Consider the following 26763-nt stretch of genomic DNA (forward strand, 5'->3'; position numbering starts at 1 on the left):
CGTCGCGGCATTATTGAATTCGGAATTCGAATTTGGAATTCGGTATTGCACGGGCGCCCGGTTTGCGCAACACGGTTCGCGGAGCGTACCCGCGTGAGGAATCCGGCCATGGCCGTCGAGACGGATGCCCGCAGCCTGACGCGCCACCGGCTGGTCGAGCAGGTCTACGGGGCGATCTTCAGCGAGATCACCGAGGGGCGGCTGGCGCCCAACACCCGGCTGATCCAGGACGAGCTGGCGGAGGCCTACGGGGTGTCGCGCCAGCCGGTGCAGCAGGCGCTGCTGCTCCTGCGCAACCACGGCATCGTGCGCGACGCGCCGCGCCGCGGCCTCGTGGTGGCGCCCCTCGAGGCGTCGTTCGTGCAGAACCTCTACGAGGTCCGGGGTGTGCTGGAGGGTCTGACGGCCCGGCTCGCCGCCGAGCGCAATCCGGCCCGCGCCGCCCGGGAGGGCGCGCCGCTGGTCGCCGCCGGGCAGGCGGCGGCGAAGGGCGGCTCGGTCGCTGACCTCATCGCCGCCGACATCGCCTTCCACCGCTTCCTCGGCGAGATCGCCGAGAACCCGATCATCGTCGAGACGGCGGTGCCGCACTTCAACCACCTGAAGCGGATCATGGGCGAGGTGCTGCGCGAGGACGAGGCGATGCCGGCTCGCATCTGGGACGAGCACGCGGCGATCCTCTCCGCCATCGCGGCCGGCGACGGCGAGGCCGCCGACCGGCTCTCGCGCCAGCACATCGCCCGGGCCGCCACGGTCTTCGTCGACCGCCTGCGGGCGCAGGAGGTGGCGAGCGTCGAGGAGGCCCGCAACCGGCGGGTGGCGCGGTAGGCCCCGGTCCCGTCGGCTCGACCGTGCGAGGGGCCGCTTGCGGGCCGCAGCGTCGTCGGTGCGGCGTCCGGTGCGTGACGACGAGAGGGCGGCCGACGTGATCGAGACGCCTGTCCGGCGTTCGATGTCGCCGGCCGGGCGATCCAGGGTCCGGTCGGTCCGCGCCGCCACCGGCGCGCTCGGCGGCGGGAGCGGTGACCCGCGGGGCGGCCTTGGCCTTCACCGGCCGCGCAAGGCTTCGGGGCCGCCGCTCTGGACGGCACGGTATCACAGCCGCACCGTCTTCTCCGTCACCCCGAACGCGTCGGCGATCCGCGGGCTGCTCCGAGAGGATCAGCGCTGCTGGCGCTCGCTCATGCGGAAGCTGAAGCCGCGCATGCCGAGGCGGCGCCAGGATTCGGGAATCAGCGCGGCGCCCCGCGCCGCCGCGGCGAGCGCCGCCGGGAAGGCGATCACCGCCTCGTCGCGGGCGAGCCCCTTGGCGATGCGCCTGGCCGCGGCCTCGGCGCTCATCTCGAGCGGGCGCCAGCCCTCGTAATCGGCGCCCATCGCGGTCTTCACGTAGCCGGGGCAGACCACGTTCATCCGCACGCCCTGCGGCGCCAGCTTCTCGCGCAGGGCCAGGCCGTGGGCGAGCAGCGCCGCCTTGGTGCCGCTATAGGCCGGGGCGTCGGGAAGCGGCGCATAGGCGGCGAGCGAGGAGATGAGCGCGACCTGCCCCCTGCCCCGCTCCGCCATCCGGGCGACGGTGGGCAGCGCCACGTTGAGGGCGCCCATCAGGTTCACGTCGAGGACCAGGAAGGCGGTCTCCTCGGTCTCGAGGCCGCCCTGCGGATGGCCGCCATTGACCCCCGCATTGGCGATCACGAGATCGAGACCGCTGCGGGCGTCGACCTCGGCGATCCAGGTCCGCACGCCGTCCCGGTCGCGCACGTCGAGCGCCCGGGTCTCGACCGTCGCGCCCTTGCCCCGGCAGAGCGCCGCGACCGCCTCCAGCCGCTCGGCCCCGCGGGCGTTCAGGACCAGGGTGGTGCCGGGAGCGGCGTAATGCTGCGCCAGCGCCGCGCCGATGCCGCTCGAGGCGCCGGTGATCAGGATGACGGGCATGGCTTCTCTCCCGGACGATCGGAACGCGGCGGCATCGCGGCGCCCGCGGGCATAGTGCGCAGGCCCGCGGCGGCGTTGGGCACGGCCTGGGGGGCGCCTGTAGCATGCCGGCTTCGGCCGACGCGCGAAAAAATCCCCTGCGGCAAGGAAGAGGTCATCGGAATTCGTCTAAGGAGAGAGGGCGCGGGACCGCGGCCGCGGCGCCCGGCCCCGAGACGGCCGGCGCCGCCTCCGACGGGCGCGCCGTGCTTGACGGGGCCGGGGTGAGTGTGGAACGGCGCCTGCTCCGGGGCGCGAGCGCCTGGGCGGCACGGTCCGCAGTGAGTGAGAGGCGGATGGATCGCGGCAAGCTGAAGCGGTTGTGGCCCCGGATGCCGTCGGAGTCGGAAGGGCCCGGCCCGCGCCGCTCGCGGCGCCTGGGCAGCGAGCCGACCTCGCGGCGGGTACGCTTGAGCGACCGCTGGGACGAGGGCTTCCTGCGCCTCGGCGACGTCCGCGCCGAGCGCTCGCTGAGCTACATCATCGACGGGCTCGGCATCCACTACGACGCCACCGCGCCGAGCGAGCTCGAGGTCATGCTCGAGGAAGGCGGCTGGGAGGCGGACGAGCTCATGGCCCGGGCCCGCGCCGGCATCGCGCGCCTGCGCGAGCGGCGGCTCGGCCTCGACAACGATCCGCGCCGCCGCGACCTGCCGGAGCGGAAAGCGGGAGGCCGGCGCGTCGTGATCGTCGACCAGGCGGTCGGCGATCCGACGGTCGGCTTCGGTCTGGCCGGGGCGAGCGCCTTCCGGGCGATGCTGGAGGCGGCCGCCGCGGACGCGCCGGAGGCCGAGCGCCTGGTGGTGATGGATCCGGGGTCGGCGATCGGCCGGCGCGGCCACATCGACGAGGCCGCCGCGACCGCGGCCGGGGCGCGGCTGGTGCGCGATCCCGTTACCGCCTGGTCGGTCGCCGAGGAGTGCGACCGGGTCTACGTCGTCTCGGCCCATTCCGGCTTCGAGGCGGCGCTCGCCGGCACGCCGGTGACCTGCTTCGGCCTGCCGTTCTACGCCGGCTGGGGCTTCACCGACGACCGGCTGCACCTGCCCCGGCGCACCCGCCGGCGCAAGCCGGAGGAGGTCTTCGCCGCCGCCTACCTGGTCTGCTCGCGCTACTTCGACCCCTATACGGGCGCGCCGTCCCGGTTCGAGGATGCGGTGGAGGTGCTCGACCTCGTCGCGTCGCGCTGGCGCGAGAACGCGGTGCCGACTCTCTGCGTCGGCTTCTCGGCCTGGAAGCGGGACTGGATCACCAGGACCCTGTCGGCCCCCGGTCACCGCCCGGTGGTGCGCCGGGGCGACGCGCCGGTCGGCACCGGCGAGCTGGCGGGGATCGGCCGCGTCGTATCCTGGGCGAGCCGGATGCCGGCCGGTACCGAGGAGGCTTGTGCCCGGGCGGGCGTGCCGCTCCTGCGCATGGAGGACGGTTTCCTGCGCTCGATCGGCCTCGGGGTCGCCCTGCGGCCGGGCGCCTCGCACGTCCTCGACGCCACCGGCGTCTACTACGACGCTACGGGTCCGAGCGACCTTGAGCAGTTGCTCGAAACCGGCACCTTCCCGGACGACCTCCTCGCCCGGGCCGCCGCCTTGCGCGAGGCGGTGATCGCCGCGCGGGTGAGCAAGTACAATGTCGGCAGCGCCGCGATGCCGCCGATGCCGCGGCCGGGCCCGGTGGTGCTGGTCGCAGGCCAGGTCGAGAACGACGCCTCGATCCGCCTCGGCGGTGGGACGGTCTCGGGCAACGCCGCGCTCCTGCGGCTCGCCCGCGAGCGCAACCCCGACGCCGTGATCGCCTTCAAGCCGCATCCCGACGTCGAGGCCGGCCTGCGCCCGGGCTGGGTGCCGCCGGACGTGGTCGCGGCCCATGCCGACGTGGTGCTCCGCGACGTCTCGGCCATCGACGCCGTCGAGGCGGCGGACCGGGTCGAGACCGTGACCTCGCTCATCGGCTTCGAGGCGCTCCTGCGCGGCAAGGCCGTGACCACCCACGGCTTGCCGTTCTACGCCGGCTGGGGCCTGACCGACGATCCGGGCAGTCCGCGCCGCACCCGCCGCCTCACCCTCGACGAGCTGGTGGCCGGCGCGCTGATCCTCTACCCGCGCTACGTCGATCCGCGCACCGGCCTGCCCTGCCCGGCCGAGGTGCTGGTGCAGCGCCTCGCCGCCGGCGACCCGGAGCTGGCGCGGCGCGCCCGTACCCCCGAGGCGGTGCTCAAGCAGGTCTGGTCGGTGGTCTGGCGCCGCGTGCTGCGGCGGGGATGATCGGAGCTGGGTGGCCCTCGGGCATGAAAAAACGGGGCCGTTTCCGGCCCCGTCGGGTCTCTCGCTCGATGCGTGTCGGGGTCAGGCGTTCTGCAGCGCCTCGAGGCCCGGCATCTCGTCGCCGGCGTCGAGGGTGCGCGCCCGGGAGCGGGTCTCGAGCCAGGCGCCCTGGGTGAGGTCGAGGCGCGAGGCGGTGGCCTCGACCGCCGCCGCCATGCCCTCGCCCTTGTAGTAGACGCCGCGGATCTGGATGTTGGCGACGATCGCCTTGATGAAGGCGTCCCACAGCTCGCGCCGGGGCGGCTCGGCCTGCGTCCAGAACGTCTCCAGCGCGCCCTGGTAGGTCAGGCCCTGGATGTCGTAGATCGCCGCGCCCAGCGTCATGGTCGGCTTGGCCGCGCGCATCGACCACAGGCCGACGGTGCTGTTGACCGTGACGACGCCGCGGCAGCCGTCCAGCATCTTGCCGAGGTCGCCGCCGTCGGCGAAGTCGACCCGGTCGGTGACGCCCCACTTTTCCGCCGAGCGGCGCACGATGCGCGCCCAGTTGCGGATGCCGGGATCGAGCGGGTGGATCTTGACCAGCAGGCGCGATTCCGCGGGGGCATGCTCGGAGAACGAGCGGATGACCGCGTGGATCGGCGTCTTCAGGTCGAAGAACGGCGAGTAGGCGCGCAGCTGGAAGTCGTTCTCCATCTGCAGCGGCAGCACGTAGTAGGTCGTGCCGGCCTCGCGCAGGCGGCGCACCAGCGCGTCGACCCGCGGGCCGGTGCGCTTGGAGCGCAGCATGTGCAGGCCGGTGCCGAGATAGATCAGGGCGTTGTGGTGCACCTGATGCGACTTGTAGCCGGGATAGAGCCACCACAGCCAGTTGCTCATCAGGTGGTAGGCCATGTCCCAGACCGCCTGGAGCCAGAAGCTGTCGCGGTAGCGCGGCACCAGGTCGGGCTCGGGCGCCTTCGCGGCGAGCGCCATCACGGCCTCCGGATCCTTCGGGAAGCAGCTGTCGCCCGACATGCCGTCGCGCTCGAGCGTGATCCAGTCCGGCCGCAGATAGCCGAAATCCGTCACCGTGACGTTCAGGCCGCGGGCCTTGGCGGCGGCGACCGCGACCTTGTGGTAGTAGCGCTGCTCGCCGAGCAGCATCAGGTCGGTCACGCCCTCGCGGTCGATCAGGTCGGCGATGAAGGCCGGCCAGGTCTCGCGAGTGCCGCGGAAGTTCACCCCGCCGGCGCGGCGCCAGAACATCCAGTCGCCGAAGCAGAGGTTCACCCGCAGGCAGCGATGGCCCCGCGCCTCCAGGGCGTCGGCGACCCGGGCGAAGAACGGCGTGATCGGGCCCTGCAGGAACAGGAAGACCTGGCGCTGGCCCGGCTGCGGGGTGCGGGCGTCTTGAGAGTGGAAATCCTGAGAGCGGACGTCCTGGCGGGCCGGTTCGACGTTTCGCACGGGATCAGCACTCACGGGCACACCTCGGGTCTGGGCGGGGCCGGCGGCCGCAGACGACCTGCCGGCTGAGCCCTGGGACGGCGAAGGCCCGAGCGGGCCGCGGATGCAGCCTGCCCGGACGGACATTCGGGGCGCGCGAACCGCGCGCGAGCCGCTGACGAGGCGGACAGTACCGACGACCCCGGTGCGGACAATGGCCGGATTGCAACAGTCTCGAAAAATTCGCGGTGTTGCACGACGTCAATGCCCGGCGTCCCGGAGGGTCGGCCGTCCATCGGACGACGCCCGCCATTAGGCCTGTGATCTGGGCAGGAACATGGAGACGGCGGGCGTCATGCCCGTGATCCACACGGTTGGTGCATCCGCGTCACGGTCGGGCCGCCAACCGCCACGCTCGCGACGCATTTCCGGCCGACGGGCTCCCCGGCCGGGTCGCGGGCCGTGGGCGACGGGCCACACCGGCGAGACTTGTGCACACCGGGGGCCCCCGCAGCGGTCCGTCGATTCGATCGCAGCCGTTCGGAGTGCTAGAGGAAGGGTGGCGAAGCGTGGCCGCATGCGGCCGCGCCCGCCGGGAATTCGCGGGTCGGACCGGATGCCGGGCGGCTCGCGGCGGGCCCAGCGTCGAGCGAGAGAGACCGGAGCGGTCGTCGCGGACGGCCCCGCGTGGTTCGGAGGGTGATGCATGGTGCGCGTCGGAATGCCAGCGGTCCTGGCGGTTGCCTGCCTCATCGGGGGTTGCAGCGGCTTCCTGCCCGCTTCCGGCCCGACGGCGAGCGCGATCGCGGACGGGGCGGACGTCGCCACCGACCAGGGCCTGCTCGCCCGCTACGAGATCATCGACGTCGACGCCGCGGTGGTCGAGGCCCTGCGCGGCCGGCCCCTCGACAGCCTGCTCGCCTCCTTCGGCGACCGCCGCCCCTCGGTGCAGCCGGTGATCGGCGTCGGCGACGCCGTGACGGTGACGATCTGGGAGGCCGGCAGCGGCGGCCTGTTCTCCGCCCCGATGATGGGGGGCCTGTCCACCGGCTCGAAATCGTCCACCATCCCCGAGCAGATCGTGGCCCGCGACGGCACGATCTCGGTGCCGTATGCCGGCCGGATCAAGGTGGCGGGCAAGCGCGCCCCGGACGTGCAGGCCCAGATCGAGCAGGAACTCGCCGGCAAGGCGATCCAGCCGCAGGTGCTCCTGACGGTGAACTCGCCGCTCAGCACCAGCGTGACGGTGCTGGGCGAGGCGGCGGCGGCCGGTGGCGGCGGCGCCCGCCTGGCGGCGGCGAGCCGCGGCGGTCCGGTCTCCAACCTCGGCGGCGGCCGCGTGCCGCTGACCGAGAAGGGCGACCGCCTGCTCGACGTCATCGCCACGGCGGGCGGCGTCGCAGCGCCGGTGAACGAGACCTTCGTGCGGCTGTCGCGCGGCTCCACCACCGCGACGGTGCCGCTGACCGCCGTCGTCTCCAACCCGCGCGAGAACATCTTCCTGCGGCCGGGCGACACCCTCACCCTGGTGCGCGATCCCCAGACCTTCCTGGCGGTCGGCGCGACCGGGGCGAACTACGAGATCCCGTTCTCGGCCGAGGGCATCACGCTCGCCCAGGCGCTCGCCAAGTCCGGCGGCCTGCGCGACTTCCAGGCCGACCCGGCCGGCGTGTTCGTGTTCCGGTTCGAGCCGGCCTCGGTGGTGCGCCGCCTGCACCCGAACAGCCCGCTCGTCTCGTCGAACTTCGTGCCGGTGGTCTACCGGATCAACATGCGCGATCCCAACAGCCTGTTCGTCAGCCAGGCGTTCCGGATGCGCAACCGCGACCTCGTCTACGTCTCGAACGCCCCCTTCACCGAGGTCCAGAAGGTGCTCAGCGTCTTCTCCACTGTCACCTCGCCGATCGCCTCCGGCGCCTCGCTGTACTCGGCGGCGCGCTAGAGTATTCTTCGACGAAGCGGATAACGCTTCGTCGAAGAAAACGTGGCAAAATCGAAAATCTGGAGAGCTTCGCGATCGCGAAGCTCTCTCTATGCTGTGCCAGGCGGCATGGTCCAGCGTCACCACCGCCCGGCAGCGTCTGCCCGCTCCGACCTTGTTCGATCGGAACGGGCGTCAGCGCCCCGCCAGCACCGGCACCATCCGGCGCATCGCCTCGGTGAGATCCGCCGCCGAGCGGGCAAAGCACAGCCGCAGGAACCCCTCGCCGCCGGCGCCGAAGGCCGAGCCGGGGGCGAGGCCGACATTCGCCTGATCGACGATGCGCTTGGCGAAGCGGACGTCGTCCGGCTCGGCCGGCACCCGCGGAAAGGCGTAGAAGGCGCCGGGGGGCGCTGGCAGCTCGATACCCGGCACCGCCTGCAGCGCGTCGCAGACGATCGCCCGGCCGGCGCGGGCCTGGGCGACCTGCTCGGCCACCAGCGCCTCGCCGTCGCGGATCGCCGTGATCGCGGCGTGCTGCAGGAAGGTGGCGACGCCGGACGTGCCGTAGAGGACGAGGCCGTCGACGATCCGGCCGATCGAAGCCGGGCCTTCGAGCCAGCCGACGCGCCAGCCGGTCATCGCCCAGTTCTTGGAGAAGGTCTGGACGAACAGCACCCGGTCGCGGTCCTCCGGCTGCCAGACGTCGCGGATCGAGGGCGCCCGGCCAAGACCCTCGTGGGAATCGGCCTCGTGCGCCGGATCGAAGCAGAACCGGCCGTAGATCTCGTCGGCGACGATCCAGAGGTCGTGGCGGCGGGCGATCGCCAGCACCGCTTCGAGGTCGGCCCGGGTCGCGACCCAGCCGGTCGGGTTCGCCGGGGTGTTGAGGACGATGGCGCGGGTGCGGGGCGTGATCGCCGCGGCGATCCGGGCGATGTCGAGGCTCCAGCCCTCGTGCGCGTCGAACTGCATCGGCACTGGGACCGGCCGGGCGCCCTGCATCGCGATGGCGCCGAAGAAATTCGACCAGGTCGGGGTCGGCAGCACCACCTCGTCGCCGGGCTCGGCGGCGATGCGGATCGCGGTGTGGAAGGCGTGCATGCCGCCGACCGTCACGAAGAACCGCTCGGGTCCGACCGGATCGCCGTAGACCCGCGACACGTACTCGGCCAGGGCCTCGCGCAGCGGCGGAATGCCGAGCATGCGGGTGTAGAAGGTCGCGCCGTCACGCAGCGCCCGCTGGGCCGCCTCGGCGATGAAGGCCGGGGTCGGCCGGTCGCCCTCCCCGACCCAGAGCGGGATCAGGCCGGGCCGCTCGACGCCGTAGGCCACGAGTTCGCCGATGCCGCTCGGCCACACCCCGGCCGCCTCGCGGCTCACCGGCGGCATCGTGTCGGGCAGGGGCGTCACGGTCATGCTGGGACTCACCGGATGGGACGAGAGGCCCAGGCATCGCAAGCGGGACGCTCCGGCGCAAGCCGGGGCGCGAGCGCGTCAGATCCGCGTGGCGATGAAGAACCAGCGCGTGCCACCGAGCGAGCCGGTCTCGGCGAGCGGCAGGAACGGCCCCTCGTCCGAACGGCAGAAATGCCGCGCGAAGCGGTCGGCGGGGAAGAAGCCGAGCAGCCGCTCGACCAAGCCGCCGAACTTTTCCAGGCCCGCCCCGCCGTGGACCTCGATGAACCAGTTCGGAATCCGGTCGAGGGAGCCACCCGCGCCGTCGAGCACCGCGCATTCGAAGCCCTCGACGTCGACGTAGACGATGTCGGGGGTGCCGAATTCCCGGACCAGGCTGTCGATCGAGCGGCTCTCGACCCGGATCTTGCCGTGGGTGCCGGCGCCGCCGTCGACCTGGCCGTTCAGGCTCTCGTTGAACTCCAGCACGCCGTCCTCGCTCGCCGCGGCGGCGTGGAGGATCGTCAGGTTGCGGGCGCCGTTCTGCGCGACGTTCTCGCGGGCGACGCGGGCGTTGTGCGGGTTGGCCTCCAGCGCCACCACCCGGCCGGTCGGGCCGACATGGTGGGCGAGCTGCAGCGCCACCACCGCCTGATGCGCGCCGAGGTCGAACACCGTCGCCCCGTCCGTCAGTGCCCCGTTCTCCTTGAAGAACGCGATCTCGGCCAGCATTCCGGAATCGTGGTCGTACCATTCGGCGCCGACCGGATCGCACAGGCTGACCGTCAGATCGATCCCACCGAAGCGGTGCGTCACCACGCGCCGCTCGAAGGTTTTCAGCGAGCGCTCCAGCTTGGCCCGCCGCGCCATGGACTGCATCCATGGCGGCATCAATTGCTTCGACAATGCCGTCAACATGGAAGGAAGATCCCTCACCCCGATTGCTGCGACGGTCATAGCAGGTCGGGGTCGGGGGGCCGAAGCGGCTTCCGGTTTCTCGGTTAAGCGTCCCGGTGGCGGAGTGCCGAGATCCCGCCGACACTCGTCAATATTTGGGTGAGAGGTCGCCGTGTACCGCTCCGGGCCGGTCGTTCGGCCAGCCGAGATGCGCGGGGTCCCCGGTGGACGGGGACCCCGCGCGAGGCTTTACCGGGGGTTCCGCGTCCTCACCCCTGGCGCACCAGGATGACCGTCGCGAGCGGTGGCAGCGACAGGGTCAGCGAGTGGTCCTGGCCGTGCGAGGCCTCCGCCACCGCGTCGACACCGCCGTAATTGCCGACGTTGCTGCCACCATACTGCTCGGCGTCCGAGTTGAACGCCTCGCGGTAATGGCCGGCCGCCGGCACGCCGATGCGGTAGCCGTGGCGCACCACCGGGGTGAAGTTCGAGATCACGATCGCGATCTCGCCCTCCTTCCGGCCCTTGCGCGCCCAGGCGATGACGTTGTTCTCGGCGTCGTCCGAGATCAGCCACTGGAAGCCGGCGGCCTCGGTGTCGCGCGAGTAGAGCGCCGGGGTCGCCGCATAGAGGTGGTTGAGGTCGCGCACCACTGCCTTGACGCCGGCATGGAAGGGGTCTTCCAGCAGGTGCCAGTCCAGGCTCTGGTTGTGGTTCCACTCCTTCTCCTGGCCGAACTCGCCGCCCATGAACAGCAGCTTCTTGCCGGGATGGCCCCACATGAAACCGAAATAGGCGCGGAGGTTCGCGAACTTCTGCCAGCGGTCGCCCGGCATCTTGCCGAGCAGCGAGCCCTTCCCGTGCACCACCTCGTCGTGGGACAGCGGCAGGATGAAGTTCTCCGAGAAGGCGTAGAGCAGCCCGAAGGTCAGGTCGTGGTGGTGGTAGCGGCGGTGCACCGGCTCTTTCGATATGAACCGCAGGGTGTCGTGCATCCACCCCATGTTCCACTTGAAGCCGAAGCCGAGGCCCCCGGTATAGGTCGGGTGCGAGACGCCGGGCCAGGAGGTCGATTCCTCCGCCACCGTCATCGTGCCCGGCGCGTGGCTGTAGGTCGCCTCGTTGGTCTTGCGCAGGAAGTCGATGGCTTCCAGGTTCTCGTTGCCGCCGTACTGGTTCGGGATCCACTCCCCGGCCCGGCGCGAGTAGTCGAGGTAGAGCATCGACGCCACCGCATCGACCCGCAGGCCGTCGAGGTGGTAGTGCTCGAGCCAGAACCGGGCGTTGCAGGCGAGGAACGCCGAGACCTCGGTGCGCCCGAAATTGTAGATGTAGGTGCCCCAGTCCTGGTGGAAGCCCTGGCGCGGGTCGGCGTGCTCGTAGAGGTGGGTGCCGTCGAACTGGCCGAGGCCGTGGGCGTCGAGGGGGAAGTGGCCCGGCACCCAGTCGAGCAGGATGCCGATGCCGGCCTCGTGCGCCGCGTTGACGAACTCGGAGAAGTCGTCGGGCGAGCCGAAGCGGCTCGTCGGCGCGTAGAGCGAGACCGGCTGGTAGCCCCAGGACCCGTCGAACGGATGCTCGGTGATCGGCAACAGCTCGATGTGAGTGAAGCCCATCTCCTTGACATAGGGGATCAGGCGCGCGGCGAGCTCGCGGTAGGTGAGGTAGCGGTTGCCCTCCTCCGGTACCCGTGCCCACGAGCCCAGGTGGACCTCGTAGATCGAGATCGGGCTGTGGCGGTGGTCGATGGCGTTGCGGCTCTCCATCCAGGCGCCGTCGCGCCAGGCGAGCTTCGGCAGGCCTTCGAGCCGGGAGGCGGTCTCGGGCGGCTGCTGGGCCGCGAAGGCGACCGGGTCGGCCTTGAGCGGCAGGAGCGCGCCGTCGGGTCCGCGCATCTCGAACTTGTAGTGCCCGCCCCGCTTCAGTTCGGGGATGAACAATTCCCAGACGCCGCCATCCTGCCACAGCCGCATCGGGTGGCGGCGGCCGTCCCAGTCGTTGAAGTCGCCGACGACCGAGACGCGGCGGGCGTTCGGCGCCCAGACAGCGAAGCGGAAGCCCGGCGTGCCGCCGATCTCGACCTCCTGCGCGCCCAGCACCCGATGCACGGCGTCGTTGCCGACGTCGCGCAGGAGGCCGATCTCCTGCTGGTCCAGGGTGGCGCCGTACTCGTAGGGGTCGCGCCGCAGGCGCTCGGTGTTGTCCCAGCCCTCGACGGCGATCCGGTAATCCGGCCGCTGCGGATGCGTGACGCCGGCGACGAAGAAGCCGGCCGGGTGGCGGCGTTCCATCGGCACGCGGGTCTCGCCGATCACCACCGTGGCGGCGCGGGCCTCCGGCAGCACCGCGCGGATCTCCCACTGGCCCTCGGCCGTCTCGTGCGGGCCCAGCACCGAGAAGGGGTCGCCGTGCTCGGCCCGCATCATCGCCTCGACGGCGTCGGGAGGGACCGCGTAGGCGCGGCCGGGCACCGGGGGACGGGCGGGCCGGCCCGGGGCCGGGCCCGAGACGCGGGGCGAGGCCGCCGCCTGCATGGCGGCGACGCGCAGCGACACGGGCTTGCCGGAGGCCGCGCCCCGGCGCGTCGCCTCGGTGGTCTGGGCCTCTGCGGCCGTGTCGGTCGGTGCCGCGGGGGTCGTCACGGTCTCGGTCGCGCGCGGCTCAGGCGGGCGGGCGGTCGGGCGCCGGCGAGCGGCCGGCTTCCGGGCGCTGGTCTCGTCGTCCATGGGTCTCGCACCTCTCCAAGCGGGTTTTCGTCGACATGGTCGGGGGGCTCGCACCACCTCGCGACCACGGGAATCGACGCGGGCGACGCCTCGGCTGGGCGTCGCCCGCGCGGGGTCAGTCGGCCAGGATGGCCAGGACGCCGCGGGCCGGAATCTCGATCCAGTCCGGGCGGTTGTTGGCCTCGTAGTCGATCTCGTAGAGCGCCTTCTGCAGCAGGCAGAGCTGCAGCAGACGTTCCTGCGTCGCCGCATCGGTGACGGCCGCGCGGCTGCCCTGCACGGTGGCCGCGTAGGCGTCGAGGAACGCGCCGCTCACCATGCCGCGCCAGGCGTCGACGGCGGCCTTCGCCCGGTCGCCGGCCTCGGCGAAGCGCGAGGCGACCTCGCGGCTCACGGTCTCGCCGCCATAGGCGAACGAGCGCAGGATCCCGGCGACGTCGCGCAGGGGCGTCGACTTCGCCCGGCGCTCGTCCACCGGCCGCGACGGCTCGCCCTCGAAGTCGACGATGATGAGGTCGTCCTGCGAGGCCAGCACCTGGCCGAGATGGTAGTCGCCGTGGATGCGGGTCCGGTGGGCCCCGGCCGGGGCCTCGCGGCTCAGGGCCTCGATCAGCGCCTCGATCTTGCTCTTGGCGGACAGCACCGCTTCGGCCGCCTCGCGGGCGCCCTCCGAGGCCGCGGCACCCAGCCCGTTGCAGGCGCGCAGCGCCTTCTCGGCCTGGCGGCGCGTGTCGGCGGCCAGCATCGCGAGGTCGTCGGCCGTGAACGGCTCGGCGGCGAAGGCCGGGTCGTCGGTCTCGGTGGCGAGCGCCCGGTGCATCTCGGCGGTGCGCTGGCCGAGCAACGCGGCCCAGCGCAGATGCGTGGCGAAGGCGTCCTCGGGCGAGGGAGCCTCGCTCTCGGGCACCAGCACGAACGTGTCGAGGTCGCGCCGGAGATATTCGAGCATCAGGGTCCAGGCATCGCCCTGGTTGCGCACGAAGGCCTGGAGCAGGCCGAGCGCGGTGGCGGTGCCGTTGGGCCCGACATGCTCGACGACGCCGAGGAGCGCCGGGGTGTTCTTGAAGCCGGCCTGTTCGGTGAGGAAGCGGCCGACCTCGACCTCCGGGTGGTCGCCGGGCTGGAGCCGGCGCAGGAGCTTCAGCATCAGCCGCGAGCCGAAGGCGATCGAGGTGTTGCTCTGCTCCGCGGACAGACGGCGGATGTCCGCCGGGTCGAGTTCGACCTCCGGATCGAAGGCCGAGGTCGCCCGGAAGCGCAGGCTGCCCTTCTCCGAGGCGATGTCGCGGTTGTGGCGGATCGCGTCGACCATCGCGAGGGCGAAGTCGGTCGAGGAGGCCGCGCCGTAGAGGAGGCCCATCCGCGGGCCGCGGCGCACCCGGGCGACCGCGTGGTCCATCAGCGACTCGTCCTCGCGGCCCTCGTCGACCGCGAGCGGCACGAAGTAGTCCTGGGTGTCGCCGTTGCCGAGCGAGACGGCGATGCGCGGCAGCAGGAAGCCGCCGGTGCCGGTCGCGGAGGGCAGGATCGCGCTGTCGGCGACCTCGACCGAGCGGATGCGCGAGCCCTTGGCGCCGAACCAGCGCCGGGAGCCGATGAAGCGCGGCGCGACCGTGCGCTCGAAGGCCTGGCGCTCGCGGCCCCGCATCAGGGTCTCGACGCCGCCGGTGAGCACCAGGGTGAACAGCTCCGGCGCCTCGGGGCTCGGCCCCATCGTGCCGGCATTCGCCGTCGAGAGCGAGAACCAGTAGAAGCCGTAGGCCGGCATGGTGAGCAGGTACGGCAGGTCGCCGATCGGCGGGAACGAGGTGCCGCCGGTCAGCTCCACCGGCACCGCGGTGCGGAGATCCGACAGGTCGAGCTGCACCGCCTGCGGCGCCCGCGACAGGTTGGCGACGCACAGCACGCGCTCGTTGTCGTGCTCGCGAATCCAGGCCAGCACCTTGCGGTTGTCCGGGTAGAGGAACCGCAAGCCGCCGCGCCCGAGCGAGACGTGGTTGTTGCGGATCGCGATCATCCGCCGGGTCCAGTTGAGCAGGCTGGTCTGGGCACGGGCCTGCGCCTCGACGTTGACCGCGTCGAAGCCGTAGATCGGATCCTGGATCGTCGGCAGGAACAGCCGGGCCGGGTCGGAGCGGGAGAAGCCGCCGTTGCGGTCGGGCGACCATTGCATCGGCGTGCGCACACCGTCGCGGTCGCCGAGATAGATGTTGTCGCCCATGCCGATCTCGTCGCCGTAATACAGCACCGGGGTGCCGGGCATCGAGAGGACCAGGAACTTCATCAGCTCGATCTTGCGCCGGTCGTTCTCGAGCAGCGGCGCGAGGCGGCGGCGGATGCCGAGGTTGATGCGGGCGCGCCGGTCGGCGGCGTAGAAGCTCCAGAGGTAGTCGCGCTCCTTGTCGGTCACCATCTCGAGCGTCAGCTCGTCATGGTTGCGCAGGAAGATCGCCCATTGGCAGCCGTCCGGGATCTCCGGCGTCTGCCGCATGATGTCGGTGATCGGGTGCCGGTCCTCCTGCGCGATCGCCATGTACATCCGCGGCATCAGCGGGAAGTGGAACGCCATGTGGCATTCGTCGCCGTCGCCGAAATACTGCGCGGTCTCCTCCGGCCACTGGTTGGCCTCGGCGAGCAGCATCCGGTCGGGGTAGGATTCGTCCAGAGCGGCGCGGATCTTCTTGATGACCGTATGAGTCTCGGGCAGATTCTCGCAGTTGGTGCCGTCGCGCTCGATCAGGTAGGGGATCGCGTCGAGGCGCAACCCGTCCACCCCCATGTCGAGCCAGTAGCGCATCACCTCGATGACCGCGTCGAGAACCTTCGGGTTGTCGAAGTTCAGGTCGGGCTGGTGCGAGTAGAAACGGTGCCAGTAATACGCCTTGGCGACCGGGTCCCAGGTCCAGTTCGAGGCCTCGGTGTCGAGGAAGATGATGCGGGTGTCGGTGTACTTCTCGTCGGTGTCCGACCAGACGTAGAAGTTGCGCCACTCCGAATCCTTCGGGGCGTTGCGGGCCTGCTGGAACCACGGATGCTGGTCCGAGGTGTGGTTGATGACGAGCTCGGTGATGACCCGCAGGCCCCGGGCATGGGCCTCGTCCACGAAGGTCCGGAACTGGTCCATCGTGCCGTAGGACTGGTTGATGTCGCGGTAATCCGCGATGTCGTAGCCGTCGTCGCGCAGGGGCGAGGGGTAGAACGGCATCACCCAGATCGCGGTCACGCCGAGGTCGCGGATGTAGTCGAGCTTCGCGGTCAGGCCGTCGAAGTCGCCGATGCCGTCGTTGTTCGCGTCGAAGAAGGACTTGACGTGCACCTGGTAGATGATGGCGTCACGGTACCATTGCGGATCGGTACGATCGATCATCGCGTCAGAGCCTCATTCGATCGGGTCGTGGCGCCGGGCTGAGGGCCTTTGCGGCTGTCGCCATGCTCGGGCTCAACGCGGGGCGCCGGGGAGAGTTCGGAATGCCTGCCGGCGCGGACGGTCGCCCGCCCGCGCCTGATACGCACGTCGGCTAGGCCGAGCCGTGCTGCCACGCGCCGCCCGCCGCCGCAAGCCGCGCCGGGCGGCGCAGGCGCCAGATCACCACCGACCGCTCGGCCGGATCGAGGGCGATGCGGTGGGTCTTGCCGCGCAGCTCGAACTTGTAGCCGAGCAGCAGGTCCTCGACCTCGACGGCGCCGTCGTCGGGCAGCCCGAGCTGCCACAGCGGTACCTCGTAGGTGCATTCCTGGCGGTTGCGCGGGTCGAGGTTGACCATGCAGAACACCGCGTTGTCGCCCGACGGCGTCATCCGCAGGTAGGCAAGGATCTGCTCGTTCCAGGCCGGGGTGAAGACCACGTTGCGGAAGTCCCACAGCGCCGGGTTCTCGCGCCGGATGCGGTTCAATGCGATGATGTGGTCGCGGATGTTGCCGGGCTTGTAGTAGTCCCAGGCCCGCAGCTCGTACTTCTCGGAGTCGAGGTACTCTTCCTTGCCCGGTACCGGCGCGGCGTCGCAGAGCTCGAAGCCGTTGTAGATGCCGTAGACGCTCGACAGCGTCGCGGCGAGCGTGCCCCGGATGACGAAGCCCGGCCGGCCGCTGGTCTGGAGGAAGACCGGGTTGATGTCCGGCGTGTTGGCGAAGAAGTTCGGGCGGTAGTACTCGCCCATCTCGCCGGCGAGCTCGGTGGCGTAGGTCGCCAGCTCGTCCTTGGTGTTGCGCCAGGTGAAGTAGGTGTAGCTCTGCTGGAAGCCCGCCTTGGCGAGCTTCTTCATCATCTTGGGCCTAGTGAAGGCCTCGGCGAGAAAGAGCACGTCCGGGTAGCGGTCGTTGACGTCGCGGATCATCCATTCCCAGAACGGGATCGGCTTGGTGTGCGGGTTGTCGACCCGAAAGATCTTCACCCCCAGCTCGACCCAGCCGACGATGATGTCGCGCAGCTCGGTCCACAGCGACGGGAAGGCGCCGTCGCGGTAGAAATCGACGTTGACGATGTCCTCGTACTTCTTCGGCGGGTTCTCGGCGAACTTGATCGTGCCGTCGGGCCGCCAGTCGAACCATTCCGGGTGCTGCTTGATCCAGGGATGGTCCGGCGAGCACTGGATGGCTAAGTCGAGCGCCACCTCCATGCCGTGGGCATGGCTCGCCGCCACCAGGCGCCGGAAGTCGTCGAGGGTGCCGAGATCCGGGTGCACTGCCTCGTGGCCGCCCTCCAGTGCGCCGACGGCGTAGACCGAGCCGACGTCGCCCTCGCCCGCCTTCAGCGAGTTGTTCTTGCCCTTGCGGTTGGTGCGGCCGATCGGGTGGATCGGCGTGAAGTAGAGCACGTCGAAGCCGAGCTGGCGGATCTCCGGCAGCCGCGCAATCACGTCGTCGAAGGTGCCGTGGCGATTCGGGTCGCCGGATTGCGAGCGCGGAAAAATCTCGTACCAGGCCGAGAACCGGGCTGCCAGGCGGTCGGCGAAGACCTCCAGCACCACGGGATAGCGCGAGAGGTTCACGCGCTCGGAGTTGCGGTGGATCGGGGCCGTCTGCTCCAGCAGCCGGTGGAGCTGCGCCGCCGAGCCCGCCTCGTCGGCCTCGAGCGCCGCGACGAGGGCGCCGAGCGCCGCCGCGTCGCTGCCCTCGGCCAGGGCCGCCGCCCGCTTGACCAGGCCGACGCCCTCGATCGTCTCGAGCCGGACGTCGATGCCGGCCTTGCGCTTCTTCTCGAGGCCGCGCAGCCAGGACGAGAAGTCGTCGCGCCACGCCTCGACCGTGTACTCGTAGCGGGCGTTGCGGGTGAGCGGGAAGTGGCCGTGCCAGCGGTCGTTGTCGACGAACAGCATCGGGTCGCGGCGCCACTCGGTCTCGCCGGCCAGACGCGACAGGACCGCGGCGTTGATGACGTCGTGCCCGTCGGTGAAGATGTCGGCCTCGACGTGGACCTGGTCGCCGACGACCCGCTTGATCGCCGAGCGGCCGCCGTCGATCTCCGGGCTCACCGCCTCGATGATCACGCGCCCCTCCCCGTCCGGGGTGGTGCGGCGGGGCCGGCGCATCGCGCCGATGCGGCGGGCGGCCAGGATGCGCACCGCGCGGGGTTCGAGGCCGATCGACTGGTCGGCCCGGAAGGCGAGCGGTGCGGCCTCGGGCGTCAGGTCCTGGAACGGGCCGAACTCGCCGCCGGTGCCGGCGATGAGCGGCGCCGGATCGACGGCCACGGGGGCGTCGGTCGGGTTGTGCAGCACGATCACGGCGTTCTCGGCCGAGCCGGTATGGCCGGTATCGATCCGGATCAGCGCGACGTAGGGCGCGTCCGGCGCCGAGAGGCGCCATTGCGCGCCCTCGACATTGGCCGCCGGCAGGTCGGCGCGCAGGCGGTTCACCGCCGCGACGAAGCCCGAGATGTCGATGCCGGTGTGGTGCTCGCGGCTCTCCGGGGTGGTGTCCACGACGTGGAGCGGCTTGGCGTAGCCCCACTCGTAGCCGATCGGCATCAGCACGCCGGCCGAGAAGAAGGCGGCGAGCGCGTAGCGGCTCTTGAGCTCCGCCGCCACCGCCTCCGGCCCTCCCTCGAGCGAGGCGGCCAGCCGCGGCATGTCGTGGTTTTCCGGAAACGCGATCGAGGGCGCCAGGATGCGCAGGCGCTCGTACTGTTCCAGCGCCCAGGGCGCCTCGAGGTCCCACCAGGCGAAGGAGTTGAACAGGTAGTCGAACCCGGCTTCCGCCGTGGCCCGTGCCTCCTCGAAGGTGCAGCCCAGGGTCTCTGCGGCGAAGAGCGCGGCGTGGTCGCGCTGCTTGGCGGCGCCGATCAGGCTGCGCCAGACGTCCGGCGGCACCTTGTAGGCGGCGTCGCACCGGAAGCCGGCGACGCCGAGGGCCTGGAGCCGGGCGATGTAGCCGTCCCACAGCTCGGTCAGCGCGGTGCGGGGACCGGCCTCGACGTAGTCGAACTCGGCGAGGTCGCCCCAGACGGTGATCTTCGAGGGATCGTCGGGATCGACGGCGTGCGGGCTCACCGGCGCGCCGGATTCGTCGCGCACGAACAGGTCCGGGCGCTCGTGCGCCAGCCGGCCGTCGTTGGCGGCGTGGTTCACCACGAGGTCGGTCATGATCTTCAGGCCGTGCCCGGCGGCCGCCGCGCAGAAGCGGCGGACCTGCTCGTCGTCCGGCGTCCCGTCGAGGTCGCGCAGGCGCTCGTCGAGGCGGTCGGTGTCGGCCACGGCGTAGAGCGAGCGCGAGCCGCCGGCCTGATGGAACGGGTTGAGGTAGACCCAGTCGAAGCCGAGCGCGGCGATCCGGGGGAGTTCCGCGGTCCAGGCCGAGACCCGGCCGACCAGGAGGGGAAAGAGGTTGTAGATCCGCGGTCCGGCCGCCAGCGGCGCCAGGGTGGCCGGCAGCGGCGTCACCTCGCGGGTGCGCTTCGCCGGCTTGGTGCTGGTGCGGGGTACGTTCATCGGCCCGGTCCTGCCTGCTTCTCTCGAATCATCTCGGGCGGGCTCGCATGCCCCCTCGGGGCACGCGAGCCCGGGGTCTCAAGTGGCGGAGCGACGCAGAACCGCCAGGGGGAGACGCGCGAAGAGTCGGGCTACCGACAGATGCCCGCCCTCGGCCCGGACCTCGTCGCCGGTGACGAGGTCGCGCCAGGCGCTGCCCTCCGGCACCGGCAGGAGAACGTCCGCGAAGGCTCCGTCGAGGCGGGTGCCGTCCCCGTCCGGCGCCTCGCCGGCCGCGTCGTTCACCACCTGGCGCGGCACCGCGACCAAGAGGTCGCCGGCCTCCGCGCCCGCGGTCGCGTCCTGGCGCAGGAAGGCGACGACGCGCTCCGCCCCCTGCCCCTCGGCCGCGACCGGGGTGTAGTCGGCCTCGGCATAGAAGCCGGGATGCGCGGCGCGGTCGGCGAGCAGCCGGGCGAGCACCCGCTGCTTGATCCGCCCGTCCGGCCAGGCGGCGAGCAGATCCTCCAGGGCCGTCTCCTGCCCGAGCGCCGCCTCGCGCTCGGCGTAGTCGACCGGGCGGCGGTTGTCGGGATCGACGAAGGAGAAGTCCCAGAACTCCGTGCCCTGGTAGATGTCGGGCAGGCCCGGCAGGGTGCATTTGAGGACGGAGCGGGCGAGCCCCGACACCATCCCGACCCGGGCCAGCCGCTCGGCGAAGGGCCGGAACTCCCGCAGGAACTCCGAGCCCGGCGCCACCAGGGCGTCGAAGAGCTTCGCGACCGCGCCCTCGTAGGCCTCGTCGACGTTGACCCAGCTCGACCGGCGCTTGCCCTCGCGCATCGCCTTCTCGGCATAGGCGCCGAGCCGGGTGCGGAACGCCTCGACGTCCTTCGGGTCGGGGTTCTCGCCCAGCAGCTCCAGCGGCCAGGCGCCGAGGATCGCCTGCAGGAACATCCACTGGTCGTTGGCGTCGGGCGCCGGCTCGCCCTCGACCTCCGTGAGGTGCGGCTCGGCCAGCCGCCCCCACAGGTCCCAGGCCTGCGCCCACTCCCCCGGGATCTCGGAGAGCGCCAGCAGCCGCGTGCGGGCGTCCTCGCCGCGCTTGGTGTCGTGGGTGGCCGTGGTGATCATCGCGTTCGGCCAGTCGCGGGCCCGGGCGGCCTGGAGCCCGTGGAAATGCTCCGCGGTGAGGCCGTACTCGCCCGGATCGCCCCCGACCTCGTTGAGCGCCAGGAGCGCGACGAAGCGGTAGAACAGCGTGTCCTCCAGGCTCTTGGCCATCACCGGGCCGGTGAGCTGCTGGAAGCGGCGGCGGAAGCGCCGCACCACCTCGGGATCGGGTCGGCCCGGCCCCTCGGTATCGAGGCGTCCGAGCAGCACCCGTTCGGCGAAGTCGTGCACCGAGCGGTCGGGCAGCCTGGACCGGCGCTTGGCCTTGCGTACGGTGTCGCCGATGAGCTTCAGGTCCTCCGGCTCGATCTCGTTCTCGTCGAGCTCCTGGGGCAGGTAGCTGCGGTAGACCGGGAACCGGGCGACGATCTCGGAAAGCGCCTGGCGCAGGGCGTTGACCGAGAAGTCGCGGGTGCGACGGTCGGCGTCGGCCACCTGCTTGAGGTCCGAGGTGAGCACCTCCAGCTCGCTGGCGAAGCTGGTCTCCAGGATCTCGCCCTTCACGTTGCGCAGGAGCCAGGGATAGGGCTCGTCCATGCCGGTCGCCCCGGCATAGAGCCCGGCCACCGCCTCGCGCTTGCCCTGGTCGACGAACAGCCCGTCGATCTGGTTGAGCACGTCGTAGCCGGTGGTGCCGGCGATCGGCCACGGACGCAGCTTCTCGCCGGGCTCCAGGATCTTCTCCACGACGATGTAGAAGCCCGGGCCGAGCGCGGCCTGCAGCGCGCGGGCGTAGCCGGCCGGATCGGCCAGCCCATCGATGTGGTCGATGCGCAGCCCGTCGATCCGTCCCTCGCGGATCTGGCGGAACAGCATCGCGTGGGCGCCCTCGAACACCCGGCGATCCTCGACCTTGAGCCCGGCGAGCGAGTTCACGTCGAAGAAGCGGCGGTAGTTGATGTCGCTCGCCGCGACGCGCCAGTGGGCGAGCCGGTAGGCCTGCGCCTCCAGGATGCGGTGGAGCGCCCCGAAGCTGTCGGGATGGCCCTTGAAGCCGTTGACGAGCGTCACCGCCCGGTCGATCGCGGCCTTCAGATCGGGCGAAGACGCCACCGCGTGGGCGAGGCGCCGCTTCAGCCCCTCGGCCTCCTCCGGATAGCCGGCCTGACGCTCGACGTTGGCCTCGTCGGCCATCCGGCGCAGGCGCTCGGAGATCGACAGCACCTCGGCCGAGGCCTCGTCGCCGACCTCCGCCAGCGCGGCGAGCGTCCGGTCGAGAACGATCGGGTAGCTCAGCGGGTTGACCGGGAAGCGATGCTCGAAGTGCCAGACGCTGAGGGCGCCCTCCTCCGGGTCGAAGGCGAGCTTGAGGTCGCCCTTCTCCAGGGCTTCGCCGTAGCGGTCGCCGAGGAAGGGCACGACGAGCTTGTTGCGGGCGCCCAGCCGGCCCCAGTCGATGTCGAAGGCGTCCGCCGCCGGCGACAGCGCGCCCCATTCGAGCACCGAGAGCCACCACGGGTTGTCGGCCCCGCCGACGCCCATGTGGTTGGGCACGATGTCGAGCAGGAACTTGAGGCCGTGGCTCTTCAGCGTGTCGCTGAAGCGGACGAACGCCTCCTCGCCGCCGAGTTCCGGGTTGATCTCGCGGTGGTCGACGATGTCGTAGCCGTGCATCGAGCCGGGCCGCGCCTTGTGGATCGGCGAGGCGTAGACGTGGCTGATGCCGAGCTTGGCCAGGTACGGGACGATCCTGGCGGCGTGATCGAAGGTGAAGTCCTTGTGGAACTGCAGCCGGTAGGTCGCCCGCGGCGGCGGCGAGGCGAGGCGTGCGGCACCCGAGCGCGGACCCCGCGCCTCGGCCGAGAGCGAGGAGGCGAGCTTGGCGAGCGGCCCGCCGGGCGCTGCGATCGCGTCGAGGTCGCGGTCGAGCTTGCGGCGCCAGTTCGGGTAGCCCTCGGTGACGCCCGGCATGTTGGCCTGGCTCACCTCGCCCAAAATGTCCTCGTACTGCACTGCCGTCAGAACCGAAGGCGCGCGGGCAAGGAAGCGCACCGCCGCCTCGAAGGGCGGCTCGGTCGGCACCTCGCTCGTCGGGATCAGGCCCTCCTGGTTCAGCGCCTCGGCGAGGCGCCGGCGCTCGTGCACCCGCTCGTCGCGCTCGGCGCCCGCCCGATCGGCGTCGTAGAGGCCCAGCGACTGGCGCAGCTCCGTATCGACCCCGCGCCACCAGCCGACGAAGGTCGGCAGGTCGTGGGTGGTGATGGCGCAGAGCGCGTCGCGCGGGTACTCGGCCGGGCGCTTGAAGGTGCCGCCCTCCCCCCGCTCGAACGACAGGATGCGGTAGCTCAGGATGCCGGCCTGCATCAGCGCGTCGGAGAAGCCGGCCGGCGCGGTGCCGAGATCCTCCGCGATCACGAGGCATTTCGCCCGGTGGCTCTCGAGCCGCAGGACCGCCAGCATCGCCTCGAACGGCATCGCCACGTAGGCGCCGCCCTTGGCCCCGCCGCCGACCGGGATCAGGAACAGCCGGGCGAGCTGGAAGGCGTGGTCGATGCGGATCGCGCCGGCGTGGCGCATGTTGGCCTGCACGAGCGCCCGGAAGGCCGCGAGGCCGTCGCGTTCCAGCTCCAGCGGATCGAAGGGCGGCAGGCCCCAATCCTGGCCGTTCGGGGCGAGGATGTCCGGCGGCGCGCCGATCGACAGCCCGGCGGCGAAGCGCTCGGGATGCGACCAGACCTCCGAGCCGCCGCGGTCGGCGCCGACCGCGAGGTCGCGGTAGAGTCCGAGCCGCATGCCGGTGGCGAGGCCCCGCGCGGCGGCCTCGGCGAATTGCCGGTCGGCGAGGAACTGCAGCCAGGCGTGGTAGGCGACCCGCTCCTGGTGCTCGGCCGCGAAGGCCGCGACCTCCGGCGTACCGTTGCGGCGGTAGGCCTCCGGCCAGTCGCCGAGCCAGTGGGCGCCACCTTGCGCGAAATGCTCGGCCAGGGCCTCGAAGGTGGCGTGGGCCTCCAGGTTCTCGCCGCCCGCGGCGCGGAAGGCGAGGTACTCGGTGTCCCGCCCGGCCCGGGCCGGGGAATCCCGCCACAAAGCCTCCAGCACCGGGCCGAGCACCTGCCAGATGCCGGCATGGTCGACGAGCGAGGCGTCGCGCAGGCGCGCGATCTCGGAGTCGGACTGGCGCAGGAGCGCTTCCGCCCGGCTGCCGGGAAAGCCCGGCAGGGCGGCGGGGGCGATGAACAGCGTCTCGAGGAAGAGCCGCGACGACGGCGAGTAGGGCGAGACCTTCTGGCGGTCGGTCGAGAACAGGGCGTGGACCGGGCTGAGCCCCAGGAAGGCCGCGCCCTTCGCGCCGGCATCGGCGGCGGCCCGGCCGGCATCGGCGAAGGTGCCGATGCCGAGATTGTCGGCGGAGCGCAGGCCGTAGAGCTGGGCGGCGAGGCCCCAGTCCCGGGCGCCCTCCTCGGCCAGGGCCCGCGGGCGCCAGCAGCGCTGGGGCGCGGCGATCACGGTCGCCTCGGCGCGCCGCTCGCCGAGCGTCACGACGAGCCGGTGGTAGCCGGGGGTGAGCGGCGGCAGCTCGATCGCCTCGGTGCCGGGGGCGAGCACGACCCGCCCGTCGCGGGCGGTGCCGCGCTCGTCGACGACCCGCCAGCTCAGCGTGCCGGAGCCGCCCTCCGGCCGGACCGGCACCCGCGCGGCGCGCCTGGCCTCGACCGGCACCAGCGGCGGCACGAGGCCGTGGCGCAGGGCGCGGATGCGGCCGAGGCTCGCCCGCGCCTCCTCCTCGGTGCCCGCCGGCAGGCCGAGGGCGGCGAGCAGCCCCTGGCGCACGCCGAGCGGGGTCTCGACGCGCTGGCCGAAGGCGTCGGTGTAGTCGGCGGCGATGCCCGCCTCATCGGCGAGCCGCGCGACGACATCCTCGGTCACGGCCATCTCAACGCACCTCTTTCACGAACACGCCCGACCAGGCGGGCAGGACCAGGGAACCGCTCTCGTCCTGCGTCACGCCGGGCGAGCGCCAGACGACGCGCGCGGGCGCCTGCGGGAGGGCGAAGGGCTCGCCTCCGAACACCGCGACGAAGCGCAGATCGCCCCCGGCATAGGACCAGATGACGTCGACGACGTCGGGCCGCGGCAGGACGTAGCGCCCGCCCTGCCAGGCGGTCTTCGTCAGCGGCACGATCTCGCGCTGGCGCAGGGCCAGGAGCGCGGTCGTGTCGGCCAGAACCTCGCGGTGGGGCGAGCGGTCGCGCTCCGCCCAGTCGAGGGTCGAGCGCCGGAACGTCTCCTCCGCCGTGGGGTCGGGGATCGTCTTCGCCTTCTCCTCGTCGGCGAAGGCCGCGAAGCTCTTGAACTCGCGACGCCGGCCGTCGCGCACCGCCTTGTTCAACTCCTCGTCGGGGGCGAAATCGACGAAGAACAGGAACGGCGTCGAGGCCGACCATTCCTCGCCCATCCACAGCATCGGGATCTGCGGGCTGAGCAGCAGGCCGGCCCGGGCCAGCGCCAGCCTGTCGGGCTCGGCGAGATGGCTCAGGCGCTCGCCGAGCGCCCGGTTGCCGACCTGGTCGTGGTTCTGCAGGAAGGTGACGAACGCGGATGGCGGCAGGTGGCCGGAGGGCTCGCCGCGGGGGTGGCCGTCGAGGGTCTTGAACGGCTCGCCCTGGTAGGCGAAGCCCTCCGCCAGGCTGCGGGCGAGGTGGGCGGCCGGCTTGTCGGAGAAGCTCTCGTAGTAGCCGGCCTCCTCGCCGGTGAGCAGGATGTGCCAGCCGTGATGGGTGTCGTCGGCCCATTGCGCGCTGTGGAAGCGCGGCCGGCCGGCGGCCCCGCGTTCGAGCCAGGAGGCCTGGTTGGCCTCGTTCTCCAGCATCAGGTGGATCGGCCGGTCGGGGAACGCGGCCCGGATGCGCTCGGCGAGCTCACCGAGGAAGTGTTTCTCCGAATCGTCCTGGATCGCGTGGACGGCGTCGAAGCGCAGGCCGTCGACGTGGAACTCCTCCAGCCAGTACAGCGAGTTGTGGACGAAGTAGTCCCGAACCACCTGGCCGCTGGTCTTGCCGTCGAAGTTGATGCCCGCCCCCCAGGGCGTCTGGTGGCGCTCGGTGAAGAAGGTCTTGGCGTAGGCGTTGAGGTAGTTCCCGGCCGGACCGAAGTGGTTGTAGACCACGTCGAGGAAGACCATCAGGCCGAGGCCGTGCGCGCGGTCGACCAGGCGGCGCAGGTCGTCGGGCGTGCCGTATGCGGAATCCGGCGCGTAGGGCAGCACGCCGTCGTAGCCCCAGTTGCGGCTGCCCTTGAAGTCGGCGAGCGGCAGGAGCTCGATCGCGGTCACGCCGAGGTCGCGCAGGGCCTCGAGCCTGTCGGCGAGGGCCGCGTAGGTGCCCTGCGGCGTCGCGGTGCCGACATGGACCTCGTAGATCACCGTCTCCTCGAACGGACGGCTCTTCCAGGCGCCGTCGGTCCACGGGAAGGCGGCGGGGTCGATCACCTCGGACAGCCCCGAGACGTCCTCGGGCTGGAAGCGCGAGGCGGGGTCGGGCACGACGAGGTCGCCGTCGATCCGGTAGCCGTAGCGGGCCCCGGCGCGCACGCCCGGCACCGTCAGACGGCGCCAGCCCTCGCCCGCATCCGGCAGCGGATGCTCGCTCCCGTCGAGCACCAGGGCGACCTCCGTCGCGGTCGGCGCCCATAGGGCGAAACGCACACCCTCCGGTCCGATCTCCGCACCGAATGGCATGCTGTGGGCGCGCCGCATCGGGCCACCATCCTTCGAAAACGTGAGGGCAAAGAGCGAGGGCGAGCGGCGTGGGGTGCCGCCTCGCTCTGGGAAATTCAGCCGGCCTGCCCAGGTTCCGCACTGCGAAAGGCCAGGGCTGGAATGGCCGGGCTCGAATGGGTCGAGCCTGCCGCGGGAGCTAAGGCGGGCGATCCTCCCGGCAATGGCCGGCCGCCACGGACCCGAGGACTTTCGTCGAATCGCCGTGTGGGCGAGCCGAAGCGCGCCGGATCCGGTCGGGAGCGGCGTCCGGATCCCCGGAGATGGGAACGAGCGGCCCGACCCGCGGAGCGGGAAAACACGAAGACCCGCGGAACGGGCAAGCGTGAAGACCCGCGGCGTGGGCGAGCGCGAAGAGACGTGC

General features: G+C 71.8%; 12 protein-coding genes. 3 read left to right on the forward strand and 9 right to left on the reverse strand.

Features of this window, described 5'->3' with window-relative positions; genetic code table 11:
• Positions 1–108: 108 nt before the first annotated feature.
• Complete coding sequence (locus BMX97_RS01050) at positions 109–828, forward strand: GntR family transcriptional regulator (RefSeq protein WP_091744542.1); 720 nt, start codon at positions 109–111, stop codon at positions 826–828.
• Between the two features lie 333 nt (positions 829–1161).
• On the opposite strand, the gene BMX97_RS01055 is transcribed toward BMX97_RS01050, so the two are convergent.
• Entirely contained in the window at positions 1162–1935 is a 774-nt protein-coding gene (locus BMX97_RS01055) for an SDR family NAD(P)-dependent oxidoreductase (RefSeq protein ID WP_091744544.1), read from the reverse strand.
• Positions 1936–2270: 335 nt separating this feature from the next.
• Between BMX97_RS01055 and BMX97_RS01060 the strand changes: the two genes are divergently transcribed.
• A complete protein-coding gene (locus BMX97_RS01060) occupies positions 2271–4235 on the forward strand; it encodes a capsular polysaccharide biosynthesis protein (RefSeq protein WP_091744546.1) in 1965 nt (654 codons plus the stop codon).
• Positions 4236–4316: 81 nt separating this feature from the next.
• Here BMX97_RS01060 and BMX97_RS01065 read toward each other — a convergent pair whose 3' ends face one another.
• Complete coding sequence (locus BMX97_RS01065) at positions 4317–5699, reverse strand: capsule biosynthesis protein (protein ID WP_244538216.1); 1383 nt, start codon at positions 5697–5699, stop codon at positions 4317–4319.
• 670 nt (positions 5700–6369) lie between these two features.
• On the opposite strand from BMX97_RS01065, the gene BMX97_RS01070 reads away from it, so the two are divergent.
• Positions 6370–7605, forward strand: a complete 1236-nt coding sequence (locus BMX97_RS01070) for a polysaccharide biosynthesis/export family protein (RefSeq protein ID WP_091744551.1) — start codon at positions 6370–6372, stop codon at positions 7603–7605.
• Between the two features lie 174 nt (positions 7606–7779).
• Here the strand turns inward: BMX97_RS01070 and BMX97_RS01075 are convergent, their stop codons facing one another.
• The 7 genes from BMX97_RS01075 to treZ all read right to left on the reverse strand — a co-directional run bounded on the left by BMX97_RS01075 (position 7780) and on the right by treZ (position 26378).
• Entirely contained in the window at positions 7780–9003 is a 1224-nt protein-coding gene (locus BMX97_RS01075) for a pyridoxal phosphate-dependent aminotransferase (protein WP_091744553.1), read from the reverse strand.
• A gap of 78 nt (positions 9004–9081) precedes the next feature.
• Positions 9082–9873: an FkbM family methyltransferase gene (locus tag BMX97_RS01080; RefSeq protein ID WP_210187612.1), complete on the reverse strand. Its 792-nt coding sequence runs from the start codon at positions 9871–9873 to the stop codon at positions 9082–9084.
• 275 nt (positions 9874–10148) lie between these two features.
• Entirely contained in the window at positions 10149–12305 is a 2157-nt protein-coding gene (gene glgB, locus BMX97_RS01085) for a 1,4-alpha-glucan branching protein GlgB (protein WP_244538241.1), read from the reverse strand.
• Positions 12306–12720: 415 nt separating this feature from the next.
• Entirely contained in the window at positions 12721–15972 is a 3252-nt protein-coding gene (gene treS, locus BMX97_RS01090) for a maltose alpha-D-glucosyltransferase (protein ID WP_091744556.1), read from the reverse strand.
• A gap of 151 nt (positions 15973–16123) precedes the next feature.
• Positions 16124–19531, reverse strand: a complete 3408-nt coding sequence (locus BMX97_RS01095) for a maltotransferase domain-containing protein (protein WP_091744558.1) — start codon at positions 19529–19531, stop codon at positions 16124–16126.
• A 78-nt stretch (positions 19532–19609) separates the two neighbouring features.
• Entirely contained in the window at positions 19610–24556 is a 4947-nt protein-coding gene (locus tag BMX97_RS01100; RefSeq protein WP_091744560.1) for a malto-oligosyltrehalose synthase, read from the reverse strand.
• A gap of 1 nt (position 24557) precedes the next feature.
• A complete protein-coding gene (treZ, locus tag BMX97_RS01105) occupies positions 24558–26378 on the reverse strand; it encodes a malto-oligosyltrehalose trehalohydrolase (RefSeq protein WP_091744562.1) in 1821 nt (606 codons plus the stop codon).
• Positions 26379–26763: the final 385 nt, after the last annotated feature.

Origin of the sequence: Methylobacterium sp. ap11 (assembly GCF_900110515.1) — a bacterium.
GTDB lineage: Bacteria > Pseudomonadota > Alphaproteobacteria > Rhizobiales > Beijerinckiaceae > Methylobacterium > Methylobacterium ajmalii.